The organism is Streptomyces sp. NPDC056361 (genome assembly GCF_042262805.1).
Taxonomy (GTDB): domain Bacteria; phylum Actinomycetota; class Actinomycetes; order Streptomycetales; family Streptomycetaceae; genus Streptomyces.
On the sequence record NZ_JBHJQI010000112.1, the window covers coordinates 19,838 to 28,585 of the forward strand.

The 8,748-nt window shown below is 76.9% G+C and carries 3 protein-coding genes and 1 pseudogene; 3 read left to right on the top strand and 1 reads right to left on the bottom strand.

Annotated elements, in window-relative coordinates; translation table 11 throughout:
* Positions 1–8: 8 nt before the first annotated feature.
* Positions 9–3,981 (bottom strand): annotated as a pseudogene (locus tag ACFCY7_RS29155) (FHA domain-containing protein).
* 499 nt (positions 3,982–4,480) lie between these two features.
* Between ACFCY7_RS29155 and ACFCY7_RS29160 the strand changes: the two are divergent.
* From ACFCY7_RS29160 to prfB, 3 genes are all read left to right on the top strand, one after another.
* On the top strand, positions 4,481–6,223 hold the full coding sequence (locus tag ACFCY7_RS29160) for a serine/threonine-protein kinase (protein ID WP_376489044.1): 1,743 nt from the start codon (positions 4,481–4,483) through the stop codon (positions 6,221–6,223).
* 106 nt (positions 6,224–6,329) lie between these two features.
* Positions 6,330–7,568 (top strand): serine/threonine-protein kinase, encoded by a 1,239-nt coding sequence (locus tag ACFCY7_RS29165; protein ID WP_376489045.1) that lies wholly within the window; start codon positions 6,330–6,332, stop codon positions 7,566–7,568.
* A gap of 36 nt (positions 7,569–7,604) precedes the next feature.
* Positions 7,605–8,708 carry a peptide chain release factor 2 gene (gene prfB / locus ACFCY7_RS29170; protein ID WP_376489046.1) on the top strand — a complete coding sequence of 368 codons (1,104 nt, stop codon included), beginning with the start codon at positions 7,605–7,607 and terminating at the stop codon, positions 8,706–8,708.
* Positions 8,709–8,748: the final 40 nt, after the last annotated feature.

Genomic DNA, 8,748 nt, shown 5'->3' on the forward strand with positions numbered 1-8,748 from the left:
ACGTGACGTCAGCTGTGGGTCGCGGGGGTCAGCGGCGATACGGGAGTCGCCTCGACCGAGCGGGCCGCCCGGTCGAGCGCACTCGCCAGCAGGGCCAGGTCCGTCGGGCCGTTGCCCAGCTCGCGCACCGGGCGACGGGTCGGCGGGTCGCCCATCCGCTCCCACTCCAGCGGCACGACCGTCGGACGGAGCGTCGCCGTCCGGGGGATCCGTCCGGTGACGCGGCCCGCCTGGAACGGGGTCACCCGGCCGTCCGGATGCCCGAGACGACCCCGCCCGGCCGCCGGGACGTCCGGACCCGCGGCCACCGGCGGCGCGTCGAGCACGATCCGCAGCCGGGCCCCGTGGGCCAGCTCCGTGTCGGCCGTGCGGTCCGGGCGCGCCGAGGTCGCCACGAGGTGGACCCCCAGCCGCTCCCCGTTCCGAGCGACCGCCTCCAGGGCCCGTACGACGGACCCCGCCGCCGGCCTGCCCGGAGCACCGAGCGCCGGGGCCACCAGCGCGTCGAAGTCGTCGACCAGCACCACCAGCCGCGGCAGGTGACCGGCACCCGCCGCCCTCGCCGGAGCCTGCTCGCCCGCCGCCGGCCGCGGAATCCGCCCCGCGGCCTCCTCGGCTCCCGGATACGCCGACCGGCCACTCGCCCGGCCGGTCACGTCGTCCGCACCGGGGTAAGGGACGCGGCCACTGGCCCGGCCCGTCACGTCCTCCGCGCCCGGATGCGGGACGCGCCCGCTCGCCCGGCCGGTGAGGTCGCCCGCACCGGGGTAGGGGACGCGGCCACTGGTCCGGCCGGTCATGTCGTCCGCGCCCGGGTACGGGACGCGCCCGCTGGTCCGGCCGGTGAGGTCGCCCGCGCCGGTGCGGGAGACGCGTCCGCTCGGGTGGTCGGCGAGGTCGCCGTCGCCCGTGCGCAGGGTGCGGCTGCTGGGGCGGTCGTCGAAGGAGGAGCCGCCGTCGCGCCGGGGCAGCCGCCCGCTGGGCGTGTCGGCGAGGAACGCCTCCCCGTCGCCGGTGCGGAGGGTGCGGCCGCTGGGGCGGTGGCCGAGGTCGTCCGCGCCCGGGTACGAGGAGCGGCCGCTCGGCTGTTCGGGCAGGGTGCCGTCGTGCGGTCGGGTGCCGCGGCCGCTGGGCAGGGCGCCGATCGCGCCGTCGCCGGTGCGCAGGGTGCGCCCGCTCGGGCGGTCCGTCAGATCCCCGGTGCCGTCGGGGACGCGGACGGTCGCGCGGGAGCCCTGCTGGGGCAGCGACTCCGCCGCGCTGGGGGAGCGCTGGCCGATCAGGCGCTCGGCGGTCGACGCGGTGCGCCCGCCGCGGCGGTCGGCGAAGTGGCCGTCGCCCAGGAGCTCCGCCCGGCGCTTCAGCTCGGCGCCGAGCGCCTGCGCGAACTCCCGCATCCGGACCGGGTCCGAGGCGACCAGGTGCTCGGTGACGTGCGGCAGCTCCGTACACGCCGCGAGGCCCTCGCCGCGCTCGCCGCCCGCCCCGTCCACGAGGAGCAGGCCGAGCCGGTCGGGGCGGCCGCCGGCCGCCAGGGACGCGGCGATCGAGCGGAGCAGCTCCGTGCGCCCGCTGCCCGCGGGGCCCTCGATCAGGAGGTGCGGGCCCTCCTGGGTGAGGTCCACCGCCAGCGGGCCGCGCGGCCCGGCGCCCAGGACGGCCGTCCCGTCGCCGGCGGAGGCCCAGCGGGCCATCAGGGAGGCGGGGGTGGCCCGGGCGAGCCCGAGCTCGTCGAGGAGGCGGGCCGACGGGGGCAGCGCCGCCGCCCGGCCGTACGGCGCCGCGGCCGTCTCGGTGCGCAACGGGGCGAGGGCCCGCCCGAACCGGTCGGCCCAGGCCACGGACACCGCGTCGACCACGCCGACGGTGCCGTGGCCCGCGACCCGGCCGCCGGCGGTGCGCAGCAGCCGCAGCGCCGTCGCCACGTCACCGCTCAGCAGCGCCGCCGCCCCGCACTCGCGGAAGGCGAGCGACGCGGCGCACGCGGCCTCGTACGTGGCGGCGACCGGCGAGTCCGGGGTGGCCGAGGGCGCCTCGGCGAGGCACAGGAGGTGGATGCCGGCCGCCGCGCCCGCGCCCGCGAGCCGCGCCACCGTCTCGCGCAGCGCCGCCGAACCGGGGTCGCCGTCCACGATCACGACCGTCGCCGGGCCGTCGTGGCGGGCCGCGGCCTCGGCGACGGACGCCCGGTCGGGGCGCGGCCAGCCGGGGCCGCGCGGGCCCGCGGCGAGCCCCCGGGGCCACACCCCCCGACCCCGCCCCGCCCCCCCCCGCCGCCGGGCGGCCCCCCCCCACCCCCCCGCCGGCGGCGGGGGCGTGGGGGGGGGCCGCGGCCCCCCCCCCCCACGCCCGGTCGGCGCTCGGCCAGCCGGGGCCGAGCGGGCCGTCGTCGAGCCGCCGGGTCAGCTCCGCCGTACGGGCCTGGGCCTGCTCGCGGTCGTACGCCAGGAGCAGCCGGCAGTCCTGGCCGTGGGCCGGCCGGACGTGCGGGAGCCAGCCGAGCCAGCCCCAGGCCCGGCGCCGCTCCTCCAGGGAGCGGTTCCGGTCGGCGCTGATCAGCACGATCTCCAGGTCGGAGGGCGAGTGCAGGGCGGCGAGCTGGGCGACGACCGAGCGGGCGAGGCCGGCGAGCCGGTCGGCGGGTCCCGCCAGGCCGAGGGAACCGGCCTCGCGCAGCCCGACCGTGACGGGCACGCCGGACAGCTCGGCGCGGTCCGTCGTGCCGAGCCGCACCACCAGGGCCTCCGGGTGGTCGGCCTCCCGCTCCCAGAGCCGGGGGCCGGGGCCGAGGGCGGTGAGCAGGACGGTCGCGGGGTCAGGCCAGGTGTCGGCCAGCGGCACGGGACCGCGGGCGCCCTCGCGCGTGCCGGCGGCGGACCGGCTGCCGGCATGCGTGTCGGGGACGGGGCCCGGGGCGGCCTCGGCGGCCGGGAGCTCCTCGCGCCCGCCCGTCAGGCGCCGTGCCCACGCGCCGAGCCCGCGCTTGCCGGCCGCCCGGCCGGAGCCGGCCGGAGGGGCCTCCCCGCGGGTCTGGCGGGTCCTGCTGTGGGCCTCGCCGCCGTCCTCGTGGCCCTCGGAGGGCTCTCCCGCGCGCGCGTGGCCGGGGGAGCGGTCGGTGCCGTACGGGTCGGGGTACCGGTCGGCGGGGTTCGCGTACCGGTCGTCGCACGGGTACGACTCGCCGACGGCGTCGAGGGCGTCGGCGAACGCGATGCCGCGCCCGCCGCCGTGGGTCGTGTCGCGGGTGGTGGCGTCCGCGGGGCGCCCGGGAACGGTGCCGGTGCCGGCGGCCGGTCCGCTGCCGGCGGCGGCCGGTCCGTCCGCGCCGTGCGCCACGCGCAGGTGGCCCTCGCCGTCCGGGGCCGTCGCCACCCTGTCCGTGCCGTCGAGGGCGCCGCCGGGGCCGGTCAGCCGGAGCGCGGACTCGCCGAGCCGCAGCAGGGCGCCCGGGCGGAGCCGGACGGGGCGGTCGCCGACGGGGGCGCCGTCGAGGGTCGTGCCGTTGGTCGAGCCCAGGTCGGAGACGGTGACCCGGCCGTTCTCCCCGACGGTCACCGTGCAGTGCGCGCGGGAGACGTCGGGGTCGTCCAGGGGCACGTCGGCGTCGGCGGAGCGACCGATTCTGATCGCTCCGCCGTGGAGCAGGTGCACCCCGCCCGCGTCCGGTCCCGCGACCACGTGGAGCCGGGCGGAGGCGGCCTCGCCGAGCCGGTCGTCCGGGCCGGGGAGCTGGAGGGAGAGGACGGCGCCGTCGACCAGCGGCGGCTCGCCGAGGACGCAGCGCCGGGTGTCGAGCCGCTCCGCGCCCGCGTAGAGCACGGTGGTGCCCGAGGCCGAGGTGTCGGGGCCCGTGACGGCGGCCGCCAGGCCGGAGGCGACGGCGGCGAGCGCCGTCCCCGCGGGGGCCGTGACGAGCACGTCGCAGGTGCGCCCGGCGCCGTGGCCGGCGTACGGCGCGAGGACGGTCAGCCGGATCTGCATCGCCGTCGTCGGTCCCTTCTGCGCGAGATGCCGGCAGGGGAACCGCCCTGTGAGTCCCCCCACCCGGCACGGACGCGTCGTCCGGTACAGGTCGGCACGGCACGGGGCTCCCGACCCCGATGCGACGTGCTGTAGGCATCCTCGCACCTGCCACTGACAACACACCCCCGGGTCGGTCATAAGTGATCTTGAATAGTCGGCAGTGGACGCGAAATCGCCTGGTTGGGCATGCCTTCGGAGCATGCGCGGCAACCGTCGCCCTCCATGGAGCGTCTTCTTCCGGACAAGTTCCGCTCGGTCCGGGAGCCCGCGCGGCCCCCGGCGGAGCGCGGACCCGCCATCGGACACGGCATCGGAATCCGCCTGTGGACGACCGGTCTGTGACCCGTTCGGCGGCACTAAAGTGGGTCGGACACCCGGACGGGTCACAACAGAGGACAGGGGCCCCGGGAACCTCACGGGACCACCCCACAACCACGATCAGCAGGGAGCGCGTGACGTGCGGCCTATCGGCAGCAAGTACCTGCTCGAGGAGCCGCTCGGCCGCGGCGCCACGGGCACCGTCTGGCGAGCCCGCCAGCGGGAGGCGGCGGGCGCCGAGGCGGCCGTCGCCGGCCAGCCCGGCGAGACCGTGGCGATCAAAGTCCTCAAGGAGGAACTCGCCAACGACCCGGACATCGTGATGCGCTTCCTGCGCGAGCGGTCCGTCCTGCTCCGGCTCACCCATCCGAACATCGTGCGCACCCGCGACCTGGTCGTCGAGGGCGATGTCCTCGCCCTCGTCATGGACCTCGTCGAGGGCCCCGACCTGCACCGGTACATCAGGGAGAGCGGCCCGCTCACCCCGGTCGCCGCCTCCCTCCTGACGGCCCAGATCGCCGACGCGCTCGCCGCCAGCCACGCCGACGGCGTCGTCCACCGCGACCTCAAGCCGGCCAACGTGCTGCTCGCCGAGCAGGGCGGCCAGATGCACCCGATGCTCACCGACTTCGGCATCGCGCGCCTCGCGGACTCCCCGGGCCTCACCCGCACCCACGAGTTCGTCGGCACGCCCGCGTACGTGGCGCCCGAGTCCGCCGAGGGCCGTCCGCAGACCTCCGCCGTCGACATCTACGGCGCGGGCATCCTGCTCTACGAGCTGGTCACCGGCCGGCCCCCGTTCGCGGGCGGCACCGCCCTGGAAGTCCTCCACCGGCACCTCAGCGAGGAGCCGCGCCGCCCCTCGACCGTCCCCGGCCCGCTGTGGACGGTCATCGAGCGCTGCCTCAGCAAGGATCCGGACCGCCGGCCGAGCGCCGAGAACCTGGCCCGCGGCCTGCGTGCCGTCGCCGCCGGCATCGGCGTGCACGCGACCCCGGCCCAGATCGAGGCCGCGGAAGGCGTCGGGGCGCTCCTCGCCCCCGACCCGGCCCCCGCACCGGTCCCGGAGACCCCGGGCGGGCAGGCCCCGGGCGCCGCCGACCCGACCCAGGTGCTGCCGACCGGCGCCGGGATGCCGCCGCAGTACGACCCCGCCGGCGCGACCAGCGTGCTGCCGGTCGGCGGTCCGGCGGGCGCCGCCGACCCGACGGCCGTCATGCCCCCCGTGCCGCCGCAGCCGCCGCAGGGCGCGCAGCCCGAGGAGCCGCACCCCTGGCAGAACCAGCTGCGCCAGGTCCGCGACCGCAACGAGCAGACCCAGGTGCAGTACCTGGACCCGAGCGAGGACCCGCTGCGCCGCCGCCCGCAGCGCCCGCAGCCGCCGCAGCAGCAGCCGCAGGACCGGCACCCCGGCCCGTACGGCCAGCAGCCCCAGCAGCAGTACGGCCAGCAGCGCCCCGCCCCGCAGCGGCCGGCGCCCCAGCCGTACCCCCCGCAGCACCAGCCCCAGCGTCAGCCGCAGCAGTACGCGCCGCCGCCGCCCCCGCAGCAGTACGCCGCGCCGCCGCAGCAGCAGTACCAGCCGCCGCAGCCGCCGCCCCAGGCCCCGGCGCCGCGCGAACCGCGCCCGCCGCGCCAGCGCAGCGCCAACCCGGTGCGCATCCCCGGCCTCGGCTGCCTCAAGGGCTGCCTGGTCATGATCGTCCTCTTCTTCGTGGCCGGCTGGCTCGTCTGGGAGCTCACCCCGCTCCAGGGCTGGATCGCCGAGGGCAAGGGCTACTGGGAGGCGATCGGCGACGGCATCTCGGCGGCGTCCGACTGGTTCTCCGACCTGATCGACAGCAGCGGTTCCTCCGGTACTACCGGCGGTACGGGACAGTAATGCTGCCGATTTATCGACTTCCGAGGGGTGATTTCCCCTCGGAGGTGACGACCGGCGGCCGCGGACAAGTAGCTTTGGCGTAACCGCAGCCGCTGAGGGAGCAGTCTTGGCACGGAACATCGGCAGCCGCTACACCACCCACCAGATCCTCGGGCGGGGCAGCGCCGGAACGGTGTGGCTCGGCGAGGGGCCCGAAGGGCCCGTCGCCGTCAAACTGCTGCGCGAGGACCTGGCCTCCGACCAGGAGCTCGTCGGCCGCTTCGTCCAGGAGCGGACCGCGCTCCTGGGCCTCGACCACCCCCGGGTGGTCAAGGTCCGCGACCTCGTCGTCGACGGCAACGACCTCGCCCTCGTCATGGACCTGGTCCGCGGCACCGACCTGCGCACCCGCCTCGACCGCGAGCGCCGCCTCGCCCCCGAGGCGGCCGTCGCGATCATCACCGACGTCGCCGACGCGCTCGCCGCCGCACACGCCGCCGGCGTCGTCCACCGGGACGTCAAACCCGAGAACATCCTCCTCGACATGGAGGGCCCGCTCGGGCCCGGCGGCGCCCACCCCGCCCTCCTCACCGACTTCGGCGTCGCCAAGCTGATCGACACCCCCGGCCGCACCAAGGCCACCCGCATCATCGGCACCCCCGACTACCTCGCCCCCGAGATCGTCGAGGGCCTCCCGCCCCGCGCCGCCGTCGACATCTACGCCCTCGCGACCGTCCTGTACGAGCTGCTCGCCGGCTTCACCCCGTTCGGCGGCGGCCACCCCGGCGCCGTGCTGCGCCGCCACGTCACCGAGACCGTCGTCCCGCTCCCCGGCATCCCCGAGGAGCTGTGGCAGCTGATCGTGCAGTGCCTCGCGAAGGCCCCGGCCTCCCGGCTGCGCGCCTCCGAGCTCGCCGCCCGCCTCAAGGACGTCCAGCCGCTGCTCAAGGGCATCCCGCCGCTCGACGTGGACGAGCCGGACGCGGAGCCCGCCCCGGAGCCGTACGAGGAGGACGCGTACGCCACCGGCACGGGCGCCGGTGAGCCCGCGCCGCGCCGCGCCGCCGTCCCGCTCGTCCCCGGCGCCTCCGCGGACTCCAACCGCGACACCCACACCTCCATGCGGGTGCCCGCCCCCGACGAGCTCTCCGGCGGCCCCCTCGGCACCGCCCGCGCCCCGCGCCCGTCGGGCGCCCCCCGCCCCGGATCGGCCCGTCACAAGGCGGGCGCCGTCCGCAAGAGACGCATCACCCTCGCCGTCGCGGCGGTCGTGGTCGCGGGCGCGCTCGGCGCCGGCGGCTACCTCGCGGCGTCCGGCGAGGGGGACGCCCCGCCCCAGGACTCCAAGCAGTCCTCCCAGCCGTAGGTTCGGCTCCAGGCCCGGAGCCGTTACGCTGGACGCGTGGCAGTCGTCGATGTATCCGAAGAGCTGAAGTCCCTCTCCTCGACCATGGGGTCGATCGAGGCCGTCCTGGACCTCGAGAAGCTGAGGGCCGACATCGCCGTGCTCGAAGAGCAGGCCGCGGCCCCGTCCCTGTGGGACGACCCGGAGGCGGCGCAGAAGATCACGAGCAAGCTTTCGCACCTCCAGGCCGAGGTCCGCAAGGCCGAGACCCTGCGCGGGCGGATCGACGACCTCGCGGTGCTCTTCGAGCTCGCCGAGGAGATGGACGACCCGGACACCCTCGCCGAGGCCGAGGCGGAGCTCGCCTCCGTCCGCAAGGCCCTCGACGAGATGGAGGTCCGCACCCTCCTCTCCGGCGAGTACGACGAGCGCGAGGCCCTGGTCAACATCCGGGCCGAGGCCGGCGGCGTCGACGCCTCCGACTTCGCCGAGCGCCTCCAGCGCATGTACCTGCGCTGGGCGGAGCGCCACGGCTACTCCACGGAGATCTACGAGACCTCGTACGCGGAAGAGGCCGGCATCAAGTCGACCACCTTCGTCGTGAAGGCCCCGTACGCCTACGGCACGCTCTCCGTCGAGCAGGGCACCCACCGCCTGGTCCGCATCTCGCCCTTCGACAACCAGGGCCGCCGCCAGACCTCCTTCGCGGGCGTCGAGATCCTCCCCGTCGTCGAGTCCTCCGACCACGTCGAGATCGACGAGTCCGAGCTCCGCGTGGACGTCTACCGCGCCTCCGGCCCCGGCGGCCAGGGCGTCAACACGACCGACTCGGCCGTGCGCATCACGCACCTCCCGACCGGCATCGTCGTCTCCTGCCAGAACGAGCGCTCGCAGATCCAGAACAAGGCGAGCGCCATGAACGTCCTCCAGGCCAAGCTCCTGGAGCGCCAGCGCCAGGAGGAGCGGGCCAGGATGGACGCCCTCAAGGACAGCGGCAGCTCCTGGGGCAACCAGATGCGTTCCTACGTCCTGCACCCGTACCAGATGGTCAAGGACCTCCGCACCGAGTTCGAGGTCGGCAACCCGCAGGCCGTCCTCGACGGCGAGATCGACGGCTTCCTGGAGGCCGGCATCCGCTGGCGCAAGCAGCAGGACAGGTAGGTCCCCCGGTCGTTCGCGTTCGGCCCCGCACCCTCCGGTG